Annotated in this window: 20 protein-coding genes, 1 tRNA gene and 2 pseudogenes; 16 read left to right on the top strand and 7 right to left on the bottom strand. The window is 67.5% G+C overall.

Features of this window, described 5'->3' with window-relative positions; genetic code table 11:
* Positions 1-108: 108 nt before the first annotated feature.
* The 3 genes from ID574_RS46575 to ID574_RS46565 form a co-directional block, all read right to left on the bottom strand.
* Positions 109-696 carry a Uma2 family endonuclease gene (locus tag ID574_RS46575; RefSeq protein ID WP_188195487.1) on the bottom strand — a complete coding sequence of 196 codons (588 nt, stop codon included), beginning with the start codon at positions 694-696 and terminating at the stop codon, positions 109-111.
* Between the two features lie 449 nt (positions 697-1,145).
* Positions 1,146-1,514 carry a DUF5615 family PIN-like protein gene (locus ID574_RS46570; RefSeq protein ID WP_188195486.1) on the bottom strand — a complete coding sequence of 123 codons (369 nt, stop codon included), beginning with the start codon at positions 1,512-1,514 and terminating at the stop codon, positions 1,146-1,148.
* Entirely contained in the window at positions 1,511-1,741 is a 231-nt protein-coding gene (locus tag ID574_RS46565; protein ID WP_103961631.1) for a DUF433 domain-containing protein, read from the bottom strand. The genes ID574_RS46570 and ID574_RS46565 overlap by 4 nt, the downstream gene beginning before the upstream one ends.
* Before the next feature lie 475 nt (positions 1,742-2,216).
* Here ID574_RS46565 and ID574_RS46560 point away from each other — a divergent pair, with 475 nt between their 5' ends.
* The 4 genes and pseudogenes from ID574_RS46560 (at position 2,217) to ID574_RS46540 (ending at position 5,019) form a co-directional block, all read left to right on the top strand.
* Complete coding sequence (locus tag ID574_RS46560) at positions 2,217-2,729, top strand: hypothetical protein (protein WP_188195485.1); 513 nt, start codon at positions 2,217-2,219, stop codon at positions 2,727-2,729.
* Between the two features lie 907 nt (positions 2,730-3,636).
* A pseudogene (locus tag ID574_RS46550) lies at positions 3,637-3,861 on the top strand (helix-turn-helix domain-containing protein); the annotation flags it as partial.
* A gap of 108 nt (positions 3,862-3,969) precedes the next feature.
* Positions 3,970-4,110: pseudogene (locus ID574_RS62535) on the top strand (replication initiator); the annotation flags it as partial.
* A gap of 324 nt (positions 4,111-4,434) precedes the next feature.
* Complete coding sequence (locus ID574_RS46540) at positions 4,435-5,019, top strand: tyrosine-type recombinase/integrase (protein ID WP_262496134.1); 585 nt, start codon at positions 4,435-4,437, stop codon at positions 5,017-5,019.
* A gap of 95 nt (positions 5,020-5,114) precedes the next feature.
* Here ID574_RS46540 and ID574_RS46535 read toward each other — a convergent pair.
* Positions 5,115-5,185: transfer RNA gene (locus tag ID574_RS46535), tRNA-Gly, on the bottom strand.
* Between the two features lie 99 nt (positions 5,186-5,284).
* Between ID574_RS46535 and dcd the strand changes: the two genes are divergently transcribed.
* The 3 genes from dcd to ID574_RS46520 all read left to right on the top strand — a co-directional run bounded on the left by dcd (position 5,285) and on the right by ID574_RS46520 (position 7,737).
* Positions 5,285-5,860 carry a dCTP deaminase gene (gene dcd, locus ID574_RS46530; RefSeq protein ID WP_188195483.1) on the top strand — a complete coding sequence of 192 codons (576 nt, stop codon included), beginning with the start codon at positions 5,285-5,287 and terminating at the stop codon, positions 5,858-5,860.
* Positions 5,861-6,109: 249 nt separating this feature from the next.
* Positions 6,110-6,727: a DUF47 domain-containing protein gene (locus ID574_RS46525; protein WP_106243913.1), complete on the top strand. Its 618-nt coding sequence runs from the start codon at positions 6,110-6,112 to the stop codon at positions 6,725-6,727.
* Positions 6,728-6,732: 5 nt separating this feature from the next.
* Complete coding sequence (locus tag ID574_RS46520) at positions 6,733-7,737, top strand: inorganic phosphate transporter (protein WP_188195482.1); 1,005 nt, start codon at positions 6,733-6,735, stop codon at positions 7,735-7,737.
* A 5-nt stretch (positions 7,738-7,742) separates the two neighbouring features.
* On the opposite strand, the gene mshD is transcribed toward ID574_RS46520, so the two are convergent.
* Positions 7,743-8,645 carry a mycothiol synthase gene (mshD, locus tag ID574_RS46515; protein ID WP_188195481.1) on the bottom strand — a complete coding sequence of 301 codons (903 nt, stop codon included), beginning with the start codon at positions 8,643-8,645 and terminating at the stop codon, positions 7,743-7,745.
* Positions 8,646-8,751: 106 nt separating this feature from the next.
* Here mshD and ID574_RS46510 point away from each other — a divergent pair, with 106 nt between their 5' ends.
* From ID574_RS46510 to ID574_RS46495, 4 genes are all read left to right on the top strand, one after another.
* Positions 8,752-10,545 carry a bifunctional metallophosphatase/5'-nucleotidase gene (locus ID574_RS46510; RefSeq protein WP_188195480.1) on the top strand — a complete coding sequence of 598 codons (1,794 nt, stop codon included), beginning with the start codon at positions 8,752-8,754 and terminating at the stop codon, positions 10,543-10,545.
* A 106-nt stretch (positions 10,546-10,651) separates the two neighbouring features.
* On the top strand, positions 10,652-11,095 hold the full coding sequence (locus tag ID574_RS46505; RefSeq protein ID WP_188195479.1) for an NUDIX hydrolase: 444 nt from the start codon (positions 10,652-10,654) through the stop codon (positions 11,093-11,095).
* Entirely contained in the window at positions 11,088-11,756 is a 669-nt protein-coding gene (locus ID574_RS46500; protein ID WP_188195478.1) for an alpha/beta fold hydrolase, read from the top strand. Before ID574_RS46505 ends, ID574_RS46500 begins: the two co-directional genes overlap by 8 nt.
* Positions 11,757-11,788: 32 nt before the next feature.
* Positions 11,789-12,328 (top strand): GNAT family N-acetyltransferase, encoded by a 540-nt coding sequence (locus ID574_RS46495; protein ID WP_188195477.1) that lies wholly within the window; start codon positions 11,789-11,791, stop codon positions 12,326-12,328.
* Positions 12,329-12,393: 65 nt separating this feature from the next.
* On the opposite strand, the gene ID574_RS46490 is transcribed toward ID574_RS46495, so the two are convergent.
* The gene (locus ID574_RS46490) at positions 12,394-12,609 is read right to left on the bottom strand and encodes a hypothetical protein (RefSeq protein WP_188195476.1); all 216 of its coding nucleotides are present in this window, start codon (positions 12,607-12,609) and stop codon (positions 12,394-12,396) included.
* 243 nt (positions 12,610-12,852) lie between these two features.
* On the opposite strand from ID574_RS46490, the gene ID574_RS46485 reads away from it, so the two are divergent.
* Positions 12,853-13,191: a hypothetical protein gene (locus tag ID574_RS46485; RefSeq protein WP_188195475.1), complete on the top strand. Its 339-nt coding sequence runs from the start codon at positions 12,853-12,855 to the stop codon at positions 13,189-13,191.
* 3 nt (positions 13,192-13,194) lie between these two features.
* Positions 13,195-15,318 (top strand): carbon starvation CstA family protein, encoded by a 2,124-nt coding sequence (locus tag ID574_RS46480; RefSeq protein ID WP_188195474.1) that lies wholly within the window; start codon positions 13,195-13,197, stop codon positions 15,316-15,318.
* Here ID574_RS46480 and ID574_RS46475 read toward each other — a convergent pair.
* Positions 15,315-15,740, bottom strand: coding sequence for a MarR family winged helix-turn-helix transcriptional regulator (locus tag ID574_RS46475; RefSeq protein WP_188195473.1), 426 nt, complete (start codon positions 15,738-15,740; stop codon positions 15,315-15,317). The two genes, ID574_RS46480 and ID574_RS46475, sit on opposite strands and share 4 nt — an antisense overlap.
* 66 nt (positions 15,741-15,806) lie before the next feature.
* Here ID574_RS46475 and ID574_RS46470 point away from each other — a divergent pair, with 66 nt between their 5' ends.
* From ID574_RS46470 to ID574_RS46460, 3 genes are all read left to right on the top strand, one after another.
* Complete coding sequence (locus ID574_RS46470; protein ID WP_188195472.1) at positions 15,807-16,460, top strand: maleylpyruvate isomerase family mycothiol-dependent enzyme; 654 nt, start codon at positions 15,807-15,809, stop codon at positions 16,458-16,460.
* 153 nt (positions 16,461-16,613) lie between these two features.
* Positions 16,614-17,558 (top strand): DNA polymerase domain-containing protein, encoded by a 945-nt coding sequence (locus ID574_RS46465; protein ID WP_223167782.1) that lies wholly within the window; start codon positions 16,614-16,616, stop codon positions 17,556-17,558.
* Positions 17,559-17,703: 145 nt separating this feature from the next.
* A complete protein-coding gene (locus ID574_RS46460; protein WP_223167781.1) occupies positions 17,704-19,191 on the top strand; it encodes a M28 family metallopeptidase in 1,488 nt (495 codons plus the stop codon).
* Positions 19,192-19,560 lie beyond the last annotated feature (369 nt).

The raw sequence follows: 19,560 nt of genomic DNA, 5'->3' as shown, positions 1-19,560 counted from the left end.
CGGCAGGGAAACGCCGACCTGGGCATATATCGATCGAGTCGCCATGAATCCCCTGACTCCCCCCGGTCACCGAGCGAACGGGCACGCAACGGGCACGCAGGGCAACGCTTAGGGAGCGGTCAGGACGAGAAACGGGATAGTCACCCTGATAGGGAGCTCCAGTTCGAGGTCTGCCTGGTGTACCCGATGAAGCCTGTACTCGGAGGCTACGGCATCGAGATGGAACTCCTTCACCTCGATGATTTCGTACTTCTCGTCGAGCAAGATGAGCAGGTAGAGCGGGATTCCAGCGGCGGCATACTGCGTGCGTTTGTCAGTGAGATCTTCCCGGACGGTCCCAGGTGAGGAGACCTCGACGACGGCCAGAGTCTGGGACGCATCCGGCTTTTGACCAGGATCCTCCAAACACTTGTAGACCACCACATCCGGACGTCGGAAGGTGAACTTGGGAACCCGCCAGAGCACGACGTCGATATCGGTCTCAACGCTCAGACAAGGCCCGCTCATCGGACGAGCGGCTTCCAGTGAGCCAGCGAGACGACGGGCTATGCGGTTGTGCTGCGGAGCAGGTGACTCGCACTTGATTACATGCCCGTGGACTACCTCGATGCTTCTGGCGATGTCCTCTGGCAACGCTTGATACTCTGCTTCGCTCATGACTTCGGGAAGTGACTCGTACCAGGAAGGGGTTGCCATGCCGGTCTCCCTCGCTTGAGGCTGACATCGAAGATCGGCTAACTGGAAGACGTGGAGCGGGGTACGGGAATCGACCCGCGCTGTCAGCTTGGGAACCGCACCGATCACGGCCACCGTACCATCGGGAGCCTGGCTGGCGGGGACGTCGGACAGGGCATGCGCGGGCCCTCGCCCTCTGACTTCCTCGGTGCACGACAATCAGCCCGTGGAAGGCCGAAGCTGGTCCCTGACCACGGACAAAGCCAGGTCGGGGATCAACCCTGACCTGGCTTTTCGTATGTGGAGCGGGTGACGGGAATCGAACCCGCGCTGTCAGCTTGGGAATTGCAGGGATCTTGGCTTGTGGACGCGCTGACCTGCGACTGAGGCCGGCCGTGAGTGACCGTGGTTGACCCCTCGTCACCGCGCTTAATGGCACGCTAATGGCACGGCGGTCAAATGCTCTTTGTTCAACGGAGCGGGAGCGCTCGCACTCTGATGCCTGCGGGGGCAAAGGCCACGATCGCACCCGTAGACAGGTGAGGGTCGAGGACATCAAGGTGGTTAAGGATGATATTCACCAGCTCAGGCGGTCGAAGCTCAAGGATCTCCCGCACAAGCATGACCGAGGGCTTGGTGGTACGGGCCTGAGCCAAAAGTGCGCCGAAGTCTGTATCCGCCGAGACGATGACCCGGTCGTCCGCCATGGCAAGGGCCATGATCGTGGAGTCCGGCGCACTCGTCGCTTGGAGATCGCGCACGTGCACCGCATCGTGACCGGCCTTCGCCAGCAGTTCAGCGACGCGCGGTGAGAGGTTCTCATCAATCAGGAAGTTCACGCCGGCTCTCGGAGGCGGTAGAAGTGGACGTTCGTGGAGGCCGCTGCGTATTCCAGCCCCTGCTTGATGTCCTCGCGTTCGAGGTCGGGGTAGTCCGACAAGATCTCATCGAAGGTCCATCCAGCCGCGACGAGCCGTACCACCGTCTCCACGGTGATCCGCAGCCCTCGGATGGTCGGTTTGCCTTCGAGCTTGTCGGGCTCGACAGTGATCCGATCGAAGTTCATGGTGTCTCCCCTCCATCTCGATACTGCCAGCTCGCACCTGTGCTAGCGACCGCGATACCACGGCGACATGAAGAGAGATGAGGAAGATCAAGGAAACCGGCCAGTGCCAGAGGCCTGGCTGAGCTTTCTGTGGAGCGGGTGACGGGAATCGAACCCGCGCTGTCAGCTTGGGAACCGGCTACTGATCTTGGTGTCCTGAGCGGGGAGAACGGGGGTCCTGGTCAGACCGCGACGAGTGGCCGTGAGTGACCCTGAATGACCTTGACCTGCCGTTCGTTCTGGCACGCATCTGGCACGAGGATCAGCTCTCCGACCTGGGATTGAAACGCACTGCGCGCACCCCGCCCGCCTCGGCCCCATGAGGACCCGCCGATCTTGAGCACTTCCCCCTCCCTGAGCTGGAGATCCACTCCAGAGGCGATTGTTGACTCGGCACTACAGACCCTCGGGCGACGCGTGCGTGTAGCGGTTGAGCGTGGTCGAGGTCGACGAAGCGGGTATCCGGCCTGGCCTTGCCCGAATCACTGCCATACCCGCGATATACCGCCCCTCGCTAGCGTTGGCCGTGTCAACAACCCGCATGTGGCGGGCGTTTCTTGCTGCCCAACCGGCAGCATCCAAAATCGCCGCGATATCCCCAAGGAGATTGATGGATTCCCGTGCCTTCATCCGAGCCGCAGCTGTGGCGGCAGCTGTGCTCACCATGACTGTCGCCACACCGGCCGCCGCCGCTCCGGCGGCCAACGCCGCGCCCTCCTGCGTCAATGTCCAGCATGGGAGGACCTTCTACGAGGAGACCGCCTTCGGAAAGTACTATCACCACTGGGTGAAGATCACGAACAACTGCGCCAGCAAGAAGAAGCTCAAGGTGGACTGGAGGGGGGCCTTTATGCCCGACTCGAAGTGCACCACGATCAACAAGGGCAAGAGCGCAGAATTCACCAAGAACGGCAAGTGGGACGCCTACGCCGGGTGGTACGGCTGCTGAGCTGACCCGTAGGGCATTCAGCTCCTCACCGGGTTCTGGCGGAGAACGCCAGCCCAGCCCGGTAGAAGACCACACCGAAGCTCCCGGCCGACGGCCTGCCACCCAGCAGATCGCCGACCGGGAGCTTCGCTGTGTTCCGCGTCCTGGGCTGAAGGCGTGGCACGGCATCGCGAGCCGCTACGACAAGATGCCCGAGAGCGATCTCGCTGGCCTCCACCTGCGAGGAGTAGTGATCTGGATGCGCAGCCTCCAATGATCACGACTCAACACAGGCCCTAGCGGACCTCCTGCGGTGCTGACCCAGGCAGCACTGATGCCCCGCTTTCGATGCATGATCGTTCTTGCTAGGGCACAGAGTATGGGCAGCAGTCAAATCCCGAAAGGGCGCACAGACGATCCGCTGTCTCGCTGTCTACCTACGACGACACGACCGAGTCAGCAGCCACATGCTTGGCTTCGCGACCTGAGGACACCGCTATCCGGTGAGCCGGTGCTGAGGAACGAAGCACCGGATCGTCGATCGCCCCCAGCCACTACCTGAGGCCAGCCCACGCGTGGCGATCGTAGGGCTGCATTCGTGCGGCGGCGTGACGCTGGGGTCGGTGAGCTTGCTCAGTACGGCGGGCGCCACGATCGGCGTGGCGGTCCGTGCTGCTGCCGCCCGGGACCGGCCCCCAGGCCGCATGCCCGGGCGGCGGGCAAGCGACGGGCCGCTGTACGGCGGCGCGGCGCGCCGCCGCTTGATACCTACAAGAACTATTCGGCAATGTTCCGATCGAGCACCTGTCCTGTCTCGCTTGATGGTTGACACTCTGGCCTGGCTTGATGCTTGACACCTTGATCGTCTTCTGTGCCTGCTCGTGGCGTTATCGACGCTTCGGGGGAGGCTCAGGTGGCATTGGTGGAGTTGAGCGTCGTGGAGCAGCGCTATCATGCGGTGATTGAGGTGTTGTCGGGGGCGAAGGTCACCGATGTGGCCGGCCGGTATGGGGTGTCGCGACAATCGGTGCATGCCTGGGTGCGCCGGTATCAGGACGGCGGCCTGGCAGGGCTGGCCGACCGTTCGCATGCGCCGAGGGCGCATCCGATGCAGACGCCGGCCGCGATCGAGGCGCTGATCTGTGAAGTCCGTTTCGAGGGGGACCACCTGCCCATCTGGAACGACGGCTACGTGGACCCAGAGACGGGCGAGGTCCTACGCACCTGAGACGAAGCACTCGACCAGCTCGACGACGAGCCCATGCACGTGATCCGCTTCGGCGATCAGGTGGACGTCAAGGGCGTGCTCGCCGGGTCGCCGGACGCCGATCAGTGCATCCGGTACCTGTCCAAGTACCTGACGAAGAGCCTCGGCGAGACCCTGGACGGTCAGGCTCAGCGGGAGCACGCGGCGGCCGAGGACGACCGGATCATCTCCCGCAACCCGTGCAGGATCCGCGGGGCCGGCGACGAGCACGCCGAAGAGCGACCGGTCCTGTCCGTGGGGCAGGTCTTCGAGCTGGCTGACAAGGTCGGGCGCCGCCCGGTAGGCAGCATTCGCGGGCTCAAGAGAGGTGAGGGGCACCGCATCCGGTTCCAACGGCATGGGGAGATGCGGACTTACCCGGAGGTCTTCCCGACGCGAGCAGAAGCCGAGCGAGCGCTGTGGCGGATGATCGACACCGGTCAGGCCGACTGCACGCACGATCGGCGGTACAGGGCTTTCGTGCTCCTGGCCACCTTCGCGAGCCTGCGATGGGGCGAGATCACCGCGCTGACCCGAGCGGACCTCGACCCCGACGCGGGTACGGTCCGCGTTCGCCTGGCTTATGTGGAACGCTCCACTGGCGAGCTGGTCCTTGGTCCGCCCAAGTCCAAGGCGGGCAAGCGCATCGTCGGCATTCCGCAGGCCATCATCCCGGCCCTGAAGGAACACCTGCGGCTCTACGTGAAGCCTGACGCGGGAGCGCTGATCTTCACCGGGGTCAAGGGCGGTCCGATGCGCCGGAGCGGATTCAACAAGCTCTCGGGATGGGTCGAGGCGGTGAAAGCGATCGGTGTTCCGGGGCTGCACTTCCATGATCTCCGTCACACGGGAAACATGATCGCGGCGGACTCGGGCGCGGGCCTCAAGGACCTCATGGCACGCATGGGACACGACAACGTCCGCGCCGCGATGATCTATCAGCACGCCGTCCGGGGAGCCGACAAGCTGATCACCGAAGCCATCGACAAGCACCTGATCGGGCACGAACGGGCACGCGACGAGGACGACGACGACCCGCCCGGCCTGCTGGTTCCCGCCGGGTGACCACGAGCCCTAATGGCACGCGGAGATCAACAGCTCTAGAAGACAACGAAGCCCAGGTACCGAATCCATCGGTCTACCTGGGCTTTCTGGCTGAGAGCGGGTGACGGGAATCGAACCCGCGCTGTCAGCTTGGGAAGCTGATGTTCTGCCATTGAACTACACCCGCGCACGACCCGAAGTCGCGTCCCTCACTGTACCGGAAACTCGGCCCACAACAGCAATCCCGGGACGCCGAAGTTTGGACCCGGGCGGTAAGTTGCTCTGCGTGCTGCTATCTGACCGCGACATCCTTGCCGAGCTCGACGCCGGCCGGCTCGTCATCGATCCCTTCGACCGGGACATGATCCAGCCCTCCAGCATCGATGTACGGCTCGACCGGTTCTTTCGGGTGTTCGAGAACCATCGGTACCCGCACATCGATCCGTCGGTGGAGCAGCCGGATCTGACGCGGATGGTGGAGCCCAGTGGCGACGAGCCGTTCATCCTGCATCCGGGGGAGTTCGTGCTGGCCTCCACCTATGAGGTGATCACGCTGCCGGACGATCTGGCGTCGCGGTTGGAGGGTAAGAGCTCGCTGGGACGGCTCGGGTTGTTGACGCACTCGACGGCCGGGTTCATCGATCCGGGGTTCAGCGGGCACGTGACCCTGGAGTTGTCCAACGTGGCGACCCTGCCGATCAAGTTGTGGCCGGGGATGAAGATCGGGCAGCTGTGCGTGTTCAAGCTCAGCTCGCCGGCCGAGCACCCCTACGGGTCGGACAAGTACGGGTCGCGCTACCAGGGGCAGCGGGGGCCCACGCCGTCCAGGTCTTACCGGAACTTTCACCGCACGAAGATATGAACAAGATGAACATCAGGTGAACAGCTAGAGAACATCGAGGTGGTCGAGGGGCGATTCGTCATCTCTGGCGGGTGCGTATGGACTGGTCAAGAGGGGTGCGAGCTGCGAAAACCCTCGAAACTACCTACTTTCGCGGTGTTGCACAACATACGGCGGGTAGCCATTAGGCGAAGGGGACATGAAGTTCGCATTTCGCCTGGTAGGCCGTACCCTCTTCCACGGACCATCCCCGCACATCTGGAGAACGACGTGCGCCTGCGTCTCACGCCACGTGAGGACAGCTACTACGACCTGTTCGCCGACTCCGCGAACAACCTGGTCACGGCATCACGCCTGCTGGTGGAGATCATCAGCGATGGCTCGGACAGGGAAGCCCTGGCCGAGAAGATGCGCGCCTGCGAGCACGCCGGCGACGAACGCACCCATGCGATCATGAACCGGCTCAACGAGAGCTTCATCACTCCGTTCGACCGTGAGGACATCTACCGCCTCGCGTCCAACCTCGACGACGTGATGGACGCCATGGAGGCGGCCTCCGATCTGATCGTGCTGTATCAGATCGATCACCTGCCGAAGGACGTCGTCAGGCAGGTCGAGGTGCTCGAGCGGGCCGCGGAGCTGACGGCCGAGGCCATGCCGCGGCTGCGGTCGATGAAGAACCTCAACGAGTACTGGATCGAGGTCAACCGCCTGGAGAACCAGGGCGACCAGGTCTACAGGAGGCTGCTGGCGAAGCTGTTCAGCGGCGAGTACGACGCCCTCACGGTCATGAAGATGAAGGAGGTCGTCGACGCCCTCGAGGAGGCGGCCGACGCCTTCGAGCACGTGGCCAACACGGTCGAGTCGATCGCGGTCAAGGAAAGCTAGGCCCAGTGGACCTCACGCTCGCCCTCGTCATCGGCGTGGTCGTCGTCGCTCTGGTCTTCGACTACACCAACGGGTTCCACGACGCGGCGAACGCCATCGCGACCTCCGTCTCGACCCGGGCCCTCACCCCCAGGGCCGCGTTGTTCATGGCCGCGGCCATGAACTTCATCGGCGCCCATCTGGGCACCCAGGTCGCCTCGACGGTCGGCAAGGGCATCATCGACGCGCCGAACGGCTCACACGGCTTGGTCATCGTGGCCGCGGCGCTCATCGGCGCGATCACCTGGAACTTGATCACCTGGTATTTCGGCCTGCCTTCGTCCTCCAGCCACGCGCTGATCGGCGGACTGGTCGGCTCGGCGCTGGCCTCGGCCAGCGTGGTGCACTGGGACGGCGTCCTCGAGAAGGTCGTCATCCCGATGGTGCTCTCACCGACGATCGGGTTCAGCCTCGCCGCTCTGATCATGATCGCAATTTACTGGATCTTCCGCAACCGCCAGCCGGGCAAGACCAACCGCGGCTTCCGTTACGCGCAGACCGTCTCGGCCGCCGCCATGGCGCTCGGGCACGGCCTGCAGGACGCGCAGAAGACGATGGGTGTGATCTTCCTGGCTCTCGTCGTCGGCGGCTACGTCGCGCCGGACGATCCCATCCCGCAGTGGGTCATCCTGGCCGCGGCGGCTGCGATCTCCCTCGGCACGTACGCCGGTGGCTGGCGCATCATGCGCACGCTGGGACGCCGCATCATCGCCCTCGACCCGCCACAGGGCTTCGCGGCGGAGACGGCGGCGTCGACCGTTCTGTACGTGGCGGCCATGGGGTTCGGGGCGCCGATCTCCACCACGCACACGATCACCTCGGCGATCATGGGTGTCGGCGCCACCAAGCGGCTCAGCGCCGTGCGGTGGGGCGTGGCCGGCAACATCGTGACCGCCTGGATCCTGACCATCCCGGCCGCCGCCCTGGTAGCCGCCCTCTCCTACTTCGCCCTCCACGCGCTGGTGGAATAACCCCCTTACGCGACCGCGTACATCACGTCCACGTCCCAGCGGGCGAAGCCCAGGGACTCGTACAGCCTGATCGCCGCCGTGTTGGCCTCGTCCACGTACAACATCGCCTGGGCGAGGCCGCGCGCCCGCAGATGGCTCAGACCGGCCAGGGTGAGCGCCCGGCCCAGGCCGGTGCCCTGCTGCGAGGGGTCCACGCCGACGACGTAGACCTCGCCGAGCGGCTCGTGGCCGTGCTCGGACGAGCCGTGGATCTTCGTCCAGTGGAAGCCGGCCAGCCGGTCGCCGCGGAAGGCCAGGAAGAAGCCCTCCGGGTCGAACCAGGGCTCCCGCTCGCGCCGCAGCAGGTCGTCCATCGTCCATGCCCCCTGCTCCGGGTGGTGGGCGAAGGCCGCGGCGTTGACCTTGAGCCAGGACTCCTCGTCTTGACCGGGCACGAACGTCCGCAGCCGCACGCCGTCCGGGAGGACGTACGGCTCCAAGGGGGCGAACAGGGAGCGGCGCATCTGCCAGAGCGAGCGGACGCGTTCGAAGCCGAACCTGGCCGCCAGCGCCCCGGCGGCCGCGTGGCCGCCGTGCGCCCACAGGCGGAGCCTGCCGTCGGTCAGGTCCAGCACGGACCGCAGGAGGCCGGCCCCGTGACCCTTCCTGCGATGATGGGGATGGATGACCAGCTCGGCGCTCGGGCCCTCGACCTCGTCGGTCGGGTCCACGTGGGCGTAGCCGACCAGGGCGTCGTCGTACAGGAGGAGTGAGCGGGCCTGGGGGTCGCCGCCGTACCGCAGGTGGAGCATCACGTGCTCGTTGAGCGGACGGACGCCGTCGGCGTCCGTCGCCGCCTGCACGAGGCCGAGGACCTCGGCGATCTCCGCCTCGTCGAGCCGTTCCCTGATCTTCACGCGCGCGTTCACACCAGAACTCTAGGCGTATGACTGGCAAATACCGCCATGTGGCCGTCCGGCAAATCGTTCCTTTGCGACATTGGTCGCACAGGATCCCACCGTAACGTCTAAGGCCATGACGTCTCGATCCCTCCTCCGGCTGGCACTGGCCGGAGCCGTCGCCTCGGGGGCGGTCCTGCTCGCCACCCTCCCGGCGGACGCGAGCAAGGCCGCGCGCACGGTCCCCGTACGGCTGCTCGCGCTCAACGACTTCCACGGCCACCTCGAGCCCCCGACCGGGTCGTCCGGCCGCATGGTGGACGAGCACGGCCACACCGTGGACGCGGGCGGTGCGGCGTACATCGCCACGCACATGAAGGCACTGGCCGACCAGAACACCATCGCCGTGGCCCAGGGCGACCTCATCGGCGCGACACCGCTGATCTCGGCGGCGTACCACGACGAGCCGTCCGTCGAGTTCATGGACAAGCTGGGGCTCAAGGTGGCCGCGGTGGGCAACCACGAGTTCGACGAGGGGTACGCCGAGCTGCGCCGCATCATGGACGGCGGCTGCCACCCGGTCGACGGCTGCTCGCCGGCCGGCGAGTGGAAGGGAGCCAAGTTCGACTACGTCGGCGCGAACGTCCTCTTCAAGAACCCCAACGAGAGGACGGACGCGCTGTCCGCCGTCACCAAGCTCGGCCTCCAGCACAGCCAGGTCAAGAAGCTGCTGTCGGAGTGGGGCGTGCCCGCGCTGCCGCCGGTCAGCGTCAAGTGGATGAACGGCGTGCCGATCGGCTTCATCGGGCTCGTCACGCAGACCACGCCGAGCATCGTCACGAGCGAGGGCATCAAGGACCTCAAGTTCGTGGACGAGGTCAAGGCCGGGAACGTCGCCTCCAAGCTCCTCAAGCTCGTGGGCGTGAAGGCGCAGGTCGTGCTCGTGCACGAGGGCGACCAGGTGACCTCCGGCCAGTCGCCCGACGCGTGCAGCGCCATCCCGGGGCTGGGCAACCGCATCGCCACGCAGGTCGACGCCGAGGTCGACCTCGTGCTCAGCGGGCACTCGCACCAGGCGTACCTGTGCAAGGTCAAGGACCCGGCGGGCAACGACCGCGTCTACTCGCAGGGCGGCTCGTTCGGACGGGTCATCACGCAGGTGGACATGAACGTGAACGTCCGGACGCGTGACATCGAGCGCGCCTCCGTCGTGGCGGACAACCACGTCGTCACGCGGACAGTCCCCGCCGATCCTGAAATTTCTGCCTTCGTGCAGACGTGGAAGGACCGCGTCGCGCCCGTGGCCAACAAGGCGGTCGGCACGATCTCCACCGACATCACCAACACGGCGGCGCCTTCCGGGGAGTCGCCTCTCGGCAACCTCATCGCCGACGCCCAGCTGGCCGCCACCAAGACGGGCGGCAACGCGCAGATCGCCCTGATGAACCCGGGCGGGGTGCGGGCGTCGCTGACGTACGCCAACTCGTCGGCGAACGAGGGCGACGGCGTCGTGACGTACGGCGAGGCGTTCGCCGTGCAGCCGTTCAACAACCTCATGCAGGTCGTGACGCTGACCGGCGCCCAGCTGAAGACGCTGCTGGAGCAGCAGTTCACCGGCGGGCCCAACAACCAGGCGTTCACCAAGATCCTGCAGCCCTCGGCGAACTTCGCCTACACCTACAGGCGGAGCGCCCCCTGGGGCTCCAAGGTGTCGGACATGAAGATCGACGGCGTGCCGGTGACGGACACGCAGACGATCCGCGTCGCGGCGAACAACTTCCTGGTGGGCGGCGGCGACGCGTTCCTCGCCTTCCGGGACGGGACGGAGCTGTGGAGCGGGCCGCTGGACATCGACGCGTTCGTCGACTACCTCGGCAAGAACAGCCCCATCGCCCCGCCCGCCACCAACCGCATCACCGCGGTCGACTAGCTCCTCACTCGTCGGGCCCGCTCCCTCTCACGGGGGCGGGCCCCTTTCCGTCCCTCGGCAGACGCCATCGCTATGATCACGTCTCCCGACCTCAGAGGAGACGACCGTGCCCCCTGACAGACCCATCCGCGAAAAGGTCCTTTGCTACATCGTCCGGGATGGGCGTCTGCTGGTCTTCAGGCACACGGACTACAGCTACGAGGAGGTCGGCATCCAGGTGCCCGCCGGCACCATCAAGCCGGGGGAGGACCCGGAGCAGGCCGCACTCAGGGAGGCGCGGGAGGAGACCGGCCTCCACGATTTCACCGTCGTCAGGAAGCTCGGCACGTTCGAGTACGACATCACCCCGGCCCGTGCCGAGATCCATCGCCGTCACGTCTTCCACCTGGCCCTCCACCAGGACACTCCGGAACGATGGGCCAGCCAGGAGGACAACGACGGGGAAGGGGAGCCGATCCGGTTCGAGTGCTTCTGGATCCCGCTCGAACACGGCCACATCCTCGAAGGCGGCCAGGGCATGCTCCTCTCCCGGATCTTCGACGATGCGTGAGATTCTGCTGCTTCCCGGCGGCGGCCGGACGAGCCGTGACTGGACGCGGGCGATGCCGTTCCTGCAGGCGGCGGGTCTGCGCACGGTGGCGGTCGACCTGCCCGAGATGGGCACATGGTCGTGGCCGGGCGCGCTGGCCGCCGTGGCGGCGGCGATCGAGGAGCACGGCATGGACCGGCCCGCCGTGGCCGGGCACTCGCTGGGCGGGCTGGTCGCCGCTCTCTGGGCGACCGAGCATCCCGAGTGTCCGCTGGCCGTCAACCTCGACGGGCACACGAACCCGACCGGTCCGTACGAGGGGATCGACCCCGTCGAGGGCGAGCGGATCATGCGTGACTTCCTCACCGCGGAGGCCACCGATCCGGCCGTGGCGCACCTGGTCGCCGAGATGGATGTGCTCGACCTGTTCGCGACGTACCGGGCGGCGCGGTGTCCGTTGCTGGTGGTCTCCTCGACCGCGACGGACCTGGAGGAGTTGTTGCCACCGGACGTCGCAGAGGTGTTCACCGCCTATCGGCGCGGCTTCGCCAGAGAGCTCGCCGCGACCGCCGCGGCCACACCCCTCCTGACCCTGGCCGACCTGCCCACCGGCCACTACGTGCACATGGAGTCGCCTGAGGAGGTCGCGCGGCTGATCGCGGGGGCCGCGAAATCCCTTTGACCGGAAGACCGTCCGGCGATCATCCTCGGCGGATGCACATCGAGTTCACGAAGATCTCCGCCGGAGACGGCGACGCGCTCGCCGACTTCCTGACGGGCGAGGAATGGCCCTACCACGCGGGCACGCAGGACCGCGAGACCATCGCCCGACGGCACGCCGAGGGCCGCAACGACGACGAGGAGGAGCGGACGTTCTGGGTGCTGGCGGACGGCGAGCGGGCGGGGCTGGTCCGGCTGCAGGACCTCGCCGACGACACACCCATGTTCGACCTGCGGATACGCAAGGCGTGGCGCGGGCGCGGGCTCGGCACGGAGGCCGTCGCCTGGCTCACCCGCCACCTCTTCACCGAGCTGCCCGATGTGCTCCGCATCGAGGGCCACACGCGCCGCGACAACCACGCGATGCGAGCGGTGTTCCGCAGGAGCGGGTACGTGAAGGAGGCCCACTACCGGGAGGCCTGGCCGGCCCCGGGCGGGACGCGCCACGACGCGGTCGCGTACGCGATCCTCCGCCGTGACTGGGTGTCCGGTACCGTCACCCCGCCCGACTGGGACGACGAACCCGCTACCTGAGCGGCGGGACGGCGACGCGCCCCTGGCCCGCTCGCCCGGGCCAGGGGCGCGTCTGCTCCCTGGAATCACGCATAGAGGAAGTAGTAGTTGTACTGACCCACGCACCTCCAGTAGCCCCACCACCCTTGGTCGTAGCCGTACCGTCCGGCCCGCTCGCAGTCCAGGTAGTCGTAATAGACGCCGCGCAGCTGCTCCGCGGCGAGCGCCGGGGCGGCGTTGACCGACGACAACAGCCCGGTGGCCAGGACGGCCGAGACGAGCAGAGCACGCGCCTTGCGCATCGATCCTCCTGCGGCGGGACGGGGAGCCGGGGTATCGCCGCGATTGTGACCCACGGGCTGCCCTTCGCAGAGCGTCACGGCCGCCCGGGGGCGGGGCTCCGGCGGCCGGATCGGCCGTGACCTGCCGCGATCCGCGGCTGTAACGCTGAAACTTTCAGGCGCGGCGGCAAGCGTTTCAACGGCCACTACACCGGGTAAGGCCGACGTTAATTTTCTGAGCTACCTGATTTTCAGGAGCCACAGATGCCCCGTATCACGCTCACGCCCGCGGCCCGTGAAGCGCTGCGCGACGACGAGGTGGTCTTCTTCGACTGGCACGTGACCGGCCTCTGCTGTGCGGACGCCGGCGAGTTCTCGGTCAGGCCACTGCGCCGCTCCCGGCTTCCCAAGCGGGCGCGCAGCCTCGAAAGCGATCTGGTGTACGCGCATCCGACCGCCTGGGTGCATCTTGCCGAGCTTCCGGTGACGATCGACTGCCGTCCGCTGTGGCGCTGGCGGCGCTTCACCTCCGATCTGCCGCCGGACGCCGGACTGCGCTGCTGCCTGGGGCGGCCTCTATATGGCCCTCTATCTGGGAGGTAACCGGTGAAGCTGCGCTCGGTCATCATCTGGACGCTCGTCGCCGTCGTGGGTGCTGTCGGGTGGGCGGTGCTCGCCCTGTCCAGAGGTGAGAACGTCAACGCGGTGTGGCTCCTGTGCGCCGCGCTCGGCTCGTACGCCATCGCCTATCGGTTCTACGCCCGCTTCATCGTGCGCAAGGTGCTGCGGGCCGACGACCGCCGCGCCACTCCGGCCGAGCGGCTCAACAACGGCATCGACTATCACCCGACGGATCGGCGGATCCTGTTCGGGCACCACTTCGCCGCCATCGCAGGGGCGGGGCCGCTGGTCGGGCCGGTGCTGGCGGCCCAGATGGGCTACCTGCCCGGCACCATCTGGATCATCGCGGGCGTGATCTTCGCCGGGGCCGTACAGGACATGGTGATCCTGTTCTTCTCGATGCGGCGCAACGGCCGCAGCCTCGGCCAGATGGCGCGTGAGGAGATCGGGCCGGTCGGCGGCGCGGCGGCGCTCGTCGCGGTCTTCGCCATCATGATCATCCTGCTGGCGGTGCTGGCGCTCGTGGTCGTCAACGCGCTCGCGCAGTCGCCGTGGGGCGTCTTCTCCATTGCGATGACCATCCCGATCGCCCTGTTCATGGGCTTCTACCTGCGGGTGATCCGGCCCGGCAAGGTCGTCGAGACCAGCGTGATCGGCGTCGGGCTGCTGATCCTGGCGATCGTGGCGGGCGGCTGGGTGCAGGAGTCCAGCTGGGCGCCGATCTTCACGCTGAGCCCGTCCGCGCTGGCGTTGTGGCTGATCGCGTACGGCTTCGTCGCCGCCGTGCTGCCCGTGTGGATGCTGCTCGCGCCGCGTGACTATCTGTCGACGTTCATGAAGATCGGCACCATCGTGCTGATCGCGATCGGCATCGCCGTCACGCTGCCGCCGCTGCAGACCACCGCCTTCACCGACTTCGCCTTCAGCGGTAAGGGGCCGGTGTTCGCGGGATCGCTGTTCCCGTTCGTGTTCATCATCATCGCCTGCGGGGCGTTGTCGGGGTTCCACTCGCTGATCTCCTCCGGCACCACGCCCAAGATGATCCAGAAGGAGACCCAGGTCCGGATGATCGGGTACGGCTCCATGTTGATGGAGTCGTTCGTCGCCGTCATGGCCATCACGGCGGCCTGCGTGCTGTCCCCGGGGCTCTACTTCGCCATGAACTCGCCCGCCGGCGTCGTCGGGACCACCGTCCAGACCGCCGCCGAGGCGGTCACCAACATGGGCTTCGTGATCACGCCCGAGCAGTTGCAGGCCGCGGCGGCGGCCGTACAGGAGCAGACGCTCGTCGCCCGGACCGGTGGCGCGCCCACGCTGGCCGTGGGCATCTCGCAGATCTTCTCCGGGTTCCTCGGGGGAGCGGGGCTGCAGGCGTTCTGGTACCACTTCGCGATCATGTTCGAGGCGCTGTTCATCCTCACCACCGTCGACGCGGGCACCCGGGTGGGCCGCTTCATGCTCCAGGACACTCTGGGCAACGTCTGGAAGCCGATAGGGCGGGTGAGCTGGTGGCCGGGGCTGGTGGCGGCCAGCGCGATCGTCGTGGCGGCCTGGGGCTACTTCCTCTACCAGGGCGTCAACGACCCGCTCGGCGGCATCAACCAGCTCTTTCCGCTCTTCGGCATCGCCAACCAGTTGCTCGCGGCGGTGGCGCTCACCGTGGCCACGACCCTGCTGATCAAGAGCGGGCGGCTGAAATGGGCCTGGGTGACGGCGGTGCCGCTGGCCTGGGACGTCGCCGTCACGCTCACGGCCAGCTACCAGAAGGTGTTCTCGCCCGACCCGGGGCTCGGCTTCTTCGCCCAGCGCGACCGCTACCAGGCCGCGCTCGACCAGGGGCAGTTGCTCGCCCCGGCCAAGTCCATGGATGCGATGCGGCAGATCGTCATCAACTCCACCGTGGACGGCATCCTGGCGGCGCTGTTCGCCGTCATGATCATCATCGTCATCCTGGACGCGGCCCGAATATGGGTCAAGGCGATCAGGGCGCGGGAGCCGTTGCCGACCACCGAGGCGCCGTTCGAGGAGTCGAAGCTTCTCGCGCCGTCCGGCCTCATCGCCACCCGCGAGGAGAAGGAGATGATGGCCAAGGCCGGGTCGTCCGGCTAGAACGCGCTGATGATGCGGCCCAGCGTGGCGTTCAGCTCGGCGAGGCCGTCCTCGCCGAGCAGCGCCGCCACCCGGCGCTCCACGTCGTCGATCGTGGCGTAGCCGACCTTCAGCGCCTCGTCGCCCTGCTCGGTGATGACGATGAGCTTGGCTCGCCGGTCGTCCGGATCGGGCACCCGTCGGAGGTAGCCGAGCCTCTCCAGGTCGTCGACCAGCGCGCCCATCGCCTGGGGGGTCATCTGGGCCTTCTCCGCGAGCCTGCTCAGCCGGATGCCGTCGTGCTCCATGTGGAAGAACACCGCCGAGTGCGCGGGCCGGATGTTCGGGTCGTACGCTCTGGCGGCCTCCAGCACGACGTTCTGGAGGCGCAGGTACGCCTCGTAGAGCAGGGCCACGACGTGCGGCGGATGAGTGGCGGCCACAGGGTCTTCTCCAATTGTTAAGGCTGCCTTATATTAAGGCCACCTTAGCAAATCGGAGGGTGGGCGATGAACCAGGACGAGATCTGGGCTGCCCTGGAGACCGAGCGGCGCGGCCTGGCCGACCTGCTCGGCTCGCTGTCGGCCGACGAGTGGGAGCGTCCGTCGCTGTGCGGGGGCTGGCGGGTGCGCGACGTGGCCGCCCACCTGGCGCTCGCCACCCGGGTGAGCGTCCCGAAGGCGCTGGCCGAGTTCGTGCGGGCGCGCGGCGACTTCAACCGCATGGTGCGGGACAGCGCGGTGCGGTACGCCGCCGGGCTGTCACCCGACGAGATCGCCGGCCAAGTGCGCGAATCGGCCACGTCGCGCCGCCGGGCGCCGACCACCAAGCCGCTCGACCCGCTCTTCGACGCGCTCGTCCACGGACAGGACATCGCCGTTCCCCTGGGCGTCGAACGGGTCATGCCACTCGAACCGGCCCGCGCCTGCGCCACCCACATCTGGGAGCGGGGCTTTCCCTTCTACCCGCAGCGGCGGTTGCGTGGGCTCCGGCTCGCCGCCACCGACGTGGACTGGGTGGTCGGGGAGGGTGACCTGGTGGAAGGGCCCATCCAGGCGCTGCTCCTGCTGATGAGCGGGCGCCCGGCCGCCCTGCCCAGCGTCGGCGGGGCGGGTGCGGCGGCGCTGGCCGCGCGCCTGCCGTCGCCGGCGGTCAGGGAATGAGCCAGCGCGCCGTATCGCGGGGCAGCTCGTTCTTCTCCGGCCGGTAGGGGATGTAGTCGCCGGCGGCTTTCCGACATGTGCAGGAGGCCGTGGCGGGTCAGGTAGAGGTAACGGGTCATGGTTTCGACCATTGGTCCGGATATCGTAGGACGGGTGACCGGCGATGAGACGCGCGACGGGGTCAAGCTGACCAACCTCGACCAACCGCTGTTCGACGGCGCAGACGCGACCAAGCGCGACCTGGTCGACTACCTCGACGCGGTCGGCGATCGCATCCTCCCGGTCCTGCGCGACCGGGCACTCTCCGTCATGCGGGTACGCCCCGGGCAGGAACCCTTCATGCAGAAGAACCTGCCCAAATACGCTCCCGAATGGATGGAGACCATTTCCGTCTGGGCTGAGGCGTCGCGCAGGCAGGTGACGTACGCGCTGTGCAACGACCGGCGGACGCTGCTGTGGTTCGCCAACCAGCGAGCAGTGGAATACCACCCGGCGCTGTTCGTCGGCGGCCACTGGACGCACATGGTGCTCGACCTCGACCCGCCCGGTGACGATTTCCGGCCGGCCGTGCAGGGAGCCCTCCTAGTACGCCAGGCGCTGGCGGACTGCGGGCTGGCCGGCGCGGTCAAGACCAGCGGGGCCAAGGGCGTGCACGTGTTCGTGCCCGTGCCGCCCGACACCGCCGTGGACGATCTGGCCGCGGCCACCCGCGCGGTGGGCGCCCGCGCCGAGCGGCTGGATCCCGCGGTCGCCACGACGGCGTTCATCCGGGAGGACCGGGCGGGCAAGGTGTTCATCGACTCGACCAGGGCGGGCGGCGCCACGGTCGTGGCCGCCTACAGCCCGCGCATCCGGCCCGGCGTGCCCGTGTCGTTCCCTGTCCCGTGGTCCGACCTCGATCGGGTGTCGCCGCGTGACTTCACCGTTCACACGGCGGCCGGGCTGCTCAAGGACGCCGACCCGTGGGCCGAGGCCATGCCCGCGCCGCAGCGGCTGCCGGCCGACCTCATCGAGGAGGGGCACACGATCCCGATCGCCCGAGTGGCGGCGATGCACGAGGGTAAACGCCGTGCTCGGGCCCGCCGCGGCCAAGAATAGCCAAGCGTAAATGTCCTGACTTTGGCTAATAGTCGGCGCATTCGGGGTCTACCCAAGGGTACGAAATCGCGTTAAGTTCGCGTTCGGCGAGCCTCGGGGGAATTGCCCGCCTTCCTGTCCTATCAGGGGGATTTGTATGCGCAAAATGGCTATCGCACTGATCACGGCACTCGCCCTGCCGATCGCCGCGGCCGCGCCGGCCAACGCCGGCGGGCTGGACGACGCGTTCGCCAAACTGCTCGTCAAGCAGGTCAAGGGCGCCAACGTCAGCAAGCACATGCAGGCGTTCCAGGACATCGCCACCGCGAACGGCGGCAACCGCGCGGCCGGCACCAGCGGCTACGACGCCTCCCGCGACTACGTGGCCGGCAAGCTGCGCAAGGCCGGGTACAAGGTCACGCTCCAGCCGATCAACTTCGTCGAGAACTGGAGCGAGAACAGCCCGCCCACACTGGAGCTGACCGCGCCGAGCGCGAAGACGTACGTGCCGAACGAGGACTTCTTCACCTTCCGGCCCTCCCCCTCGGGTGACGTGACCGCGCAGGTCCAGGGTGTGGACCTGACCCTGCCGCCCGCGCCGACGCCGTCCTCGACCAGCGGCTGCGAGGCGTCCGACTTCACCGGGTTCGTGGCCGGGCGCATCGCGCTCATCCAGCGCGGCACCTGCCCGTTCGTCAACAAGGTCCAGAACGCGAAGGCCGCGGGCGCGTCCGGGATCATCGTGTTCAACGAGGGCCAGCCAGGGCGCACCGACGCGTTCGCACTGGACATCGGCGAGTGGCGGGCCGGGATTCCGATGGTGTTCGCCGACTTCGCCGTGGGCAACGAGCTCGCCAGCACGGCCGGCGCCACCGTGCACCTCAAGGTCGACGCCAACCTCGTGCTCGGCACCGACGAGAACGTGATAGCCGAGAGCCGCTTCGGCGACCCGCGCAACGTCGTCATGGTCGGCGCCCACCTCGACAGCGTGACGGAAGGGCCCGGCATCAACGACAACGGCTCGGGCAGCGCGGCGATCCTGGAGGTCGCCGAGGAGATGGCGTACTACCCGGTCAAGAACAAGGTCCGCTTCGCCTTCTGGGCCGCCGAGGAGATCGGGCTGCTCGGCTCCGACCAGTACGTCGCCTCGCTGTCGCAGGCGCAGCGGGACCGGATCCGTCTGTATCTGAACTTCGACATGGTGGCCTCGCCGAACTACGCCTACAAGCTGTACGACGGGGACAATTCCGACAACGTCGGCGCCCCGGCCGGCCCGCCCGGCTCCGCCGAGATCGAGAAGCAGTTCGAGGCGTTCTTCGGCTCCCGCAACCTGTCCACTGTGGGTACCGACTTCGACGGCCGCTCGGACTACGGGCCGTTCATCGCGGTCGGCATCCCCGCGGGCGGCGTCTTCACCGGCGCCGAGGGCATCAAGACGGCCGAGGAGGCGGCGCTGTTCGGCGGGACGGCCGGGCAAGCGTACGACCCCTGCTACCACCAGGCGTGCGACACGATCGCCAACGTGAATGCGACGGCGCTGGACGTGGACTCGGACGCCATCGCCGACTCCGTCGCCCGCTACGCCTTCAACCTCCGCTCCATCCCGCCCCGCACCACCCCAGCCGCGGCCGCCTCGCTGACAGCGATCCGTTGACATCCCGAACCGGCCGACGGCACGCACCCGGCTGACCGACCCGCCCGGCCGGGCAGGTTCCCCGCACCTGCCCGGCCGAGCCCCACGCTCGCTCACCGCATCCCGGCTCTCGAATCCGTCACCCGAGCGCACCTCGTCCAGGCCGCTGGTAGGGCGATGGGCGCGCCAGGTGGTGCAGAACTTGCGAGGGAGCCCGCCACGACCGCGTTGGCGAGGCCGATGAGCAGCCGCCGCACCGAAGGGCATCTGCGTGGCGGCGGGCGTGGCAGGTCGCTCACCAGGCCGAGGACGGCGACGGAGACCGCACCTGCTCCGCCCGGCCGCGTGGAGCGGCGCGTCGTTGCCGGTCGTGTGGCGGGCCGGGCGGAG

Origin of the sequence: Nonomuraea sp. SYSU D8015 (assembly GCF_008065375.1) — a bacterium.
Taxonomy (GTDB): Bacteria; Actinomycetota; Actinomycetes; order Streptosporangiales; family Streptosporangiaceae; genus Nonomuraea.
Note: the sequence above shows the minus strand (reverse complement) of the source record. Positions and strands in the feature narration are given on the sequence as shown.